Raw genomic sequence first — 2,402 nt, forward strand, 5'->3', positions numbered from 1 at the left:
GCCGTGCCGTTGCCATATTCATGCGCATTGACCAGGTCCAGCGCCGTCGTAAAGTCCGGCACGCGCACGATGCACAGCACGGGGCCGAAGATTTCTTCCTTGTAGATCGTCATGTCCGGCGTGACGTGGTCGAACAGGCTGCCGCCGAGGAAAAAGCCATTTTCATGACCAGGCAGCACGAAACCGCGCCCGTCGGCCACCAGCCTGGCGCCTTCTTTTACTCCTGTCGCGATGTAGCCGGCGATCTTCTCCTTGTGCACTTGCGTGACCACCGGACCCATTTCCGCTTGTAAATCCATGCCTTGCGTGATTTTCAAGGCGGCGATGCGCGGCACCAAGGCTTCCACCAGCTGGTCCGCCACATTGCCCACCGCCACCACGACGGAAATAGCCATGCAGCGCTCGCCGGCCGAGCCGAACGCGGCGCCCATCAGGGCATCCACGGTTTGCGGGATATCCGCGTCCGGCATGACGACCATGTGGTTTTTGGCGCCCCCGAGCGCTTGCACGCGCTTGCCCTGCGCGCAGCCGGTCGCATAAATGTACTCGGCAATCGGCGTGGAGCCGACAAAGCTGACGGCGCGCACGTCCGGGTGGTGCAGCAAGCCATCCACGGCTTCCTTGTCACCTTGCAGCACATTGAAGACGCCGTCCGGCAAGCCCGCCTCCGTCAGCAATTGCGCCAGCAGCAGGCTGGCCGACGGATCGCGTTCCGACGGTTTCAAGACAAAGGTATTGCCGCAGGCAATCGCCATCGGGAACATCCACATCGGCACCATGACGGGAAAGTTAAAGGGCGTGATCCCGACGCACACGCCGAGCGCCTGGCGGATCGACCAGGCATCGATGCCGCCGGCTACCTGTTCGCTATATTCTCCCTTCATCATTTGCGGGATGCCGCAGGCGAACTCCACCACTTCGATGCCGCGCGTGACTTCCCCTTTGGCATCCGTAAACACCTTGCCGTGTTCATGCGTGATCAGCTCTGCCAGCTTGTCGGCGTTTTGCTCGAGTAACTCCTTGAACTTGAACATGACCCGGGCGCGGCGCAATGGGGAGGTTTGCGACCAGGCGGGAAAGGCCGCGTGGGCAGCCGCCACGGCCGCGTTCAGCTCGGACGGCGTCGCCAGCGCCACCTTGGCCGTCACGGCGCCGGTGGCGGGATTGAACACATCGCTCGTGCGCTCTGAGCGTGTAGCCATGGGGTTGCCACCAATAAAGTGGCCGATCTGTTGCGTTGTCATTGGGATTCCTTTATTTGGTATGCATCAGCCACTCATGGGCCGGGTCGTTCTTGAAATGCCAGACCCGCTTGGGGCCGGCCATCACGTTCAGGTAATAGCCATCGTAGCCATACGGCACGGTCACGGGATGGTAGCCGCGCGGCACCATCACCACATCGTGGTTTTCCACGGCCATGGCTTCATCGATACTGCGGTCATCCGTATAGACCCGCTGGTAGGCAAAGCCCTGTTCGGGGTTGAGGCGGTGGTAATACGTTTCCTCGAGCGAACTTTCCAGCGGCACATTGTCGCTGTCGTGCTTGTGCGGCGGATAGCTCGAGGAATGGCCGGACGGCGTGACCACCTCGACCACCAGCAAGCCATCGGCTTCTTCCGTCTGCGGCAGGATGTCGCACACATAGCGTGTGTTCGCGCCCTTGCCGCGCACGGAACGCGTCATGGTCGATGGCTCGATCAGGCGCGCCGGACGGTGAGTGGTGCCCGGTGCGCTGCACAGTCCAACCTCGGCGTTGCTTACAGCCGTGATGCTGACCGTGGTTGCTATTGGGATATACACGGCGTACGGCGAACAGTCTTCGAAGACGCTCTGGCGATTACCTATATTTTCCCAGGTCTGTCCGCCGGCCTGCACCGTGACCGTGCCCGTCAGCACGACGATGCACAGTTCGCGCTTGCCCGTGTCCAGTTGCAAGGACTCGCCCGCTGGAAGACGGTGCGCGGCGAAACCGACATGGGTCCAGCCGGCCGATTCCGGTGTCACCTCAACGATGGTGGAACCCGGCCGGGCCTTGACGAGCAGCGGGCTCATGCCGCCTCCCGGCCCAGGCGGGGAATGGCATTGACGAGCTTGGCCAGGTAATCGTGACCCATCTTCGCGTATGCATAGCTGGGCGCGATCGCCGGGTCTTGCTCCGCTTCCACCACCAGCCAGCCTTCGTAGCCGTGCAGGTATAGCCGCGTGAGGATGGCGGGAAAGTCGATGCTGCCGTCGCCGGGCACGCTGAAAGCGCCATTGATGACGGCCTGTAAAAAACTCCAATGGCCATTGCGGGCCAGTTTCACGACGTTCGGGCGCACGTCCTTGCAATGCACATGGCAAATCCTGTCGATATGCTTATTTAAAACCGCCAGCGCATCGCCGCCGGCAAACGTGATGTG

General features: G+C 61.8%; 3 protein-coding genes. All 3 read right to left on the reverse strand.

Annotated elements, in window-relative coordinates:
• Positions 1-1,244, reverse strand: a 1,244-nt coding sequence (locus GYK42_RS28745) for a CoA-acylating methylmalonate-semialdehyde dehydrogenase (RefSeq protein WP_166450273.1), incomplete at its 3' end; no start/stop codon positions are given.
• Positions 1,245-1,254: 10 nt separating this feature from the next.
• Positions 1,255-2,052 (reverse strand): 5-deoxy-glucuronate isomerase, encoded by a 798-nt coding sequence (gene iolB / locus GYK42_RS28750; protein ID WP_166450274.1) that lies wholly within the window; start codon positions 2,050-2,052, stop codon positions 1,255-1,257.
• On the reverse strand, positions 2,049-2,402 hold a 354-nt coding region (locus GYK42_RS28755), incomplete at its 5' end, for a TIM barrel protein (RefSeq protein ID WP_240943944.1). The genes GYK42_RS28755 and iolB, both read right to left, overlap by 4 nt.

Origin of the sequence: Janthinobacterium lividum (genome assembly GCF_011601275.1) — a bacterium.
Classification (GTDB): Bacteria; Pseudomonadota; Gammaproteobacteria; order Burkholderiales; family Burkholderiaceae_D; genus Janthinobacterium; species Janthinobacterium lividum_E.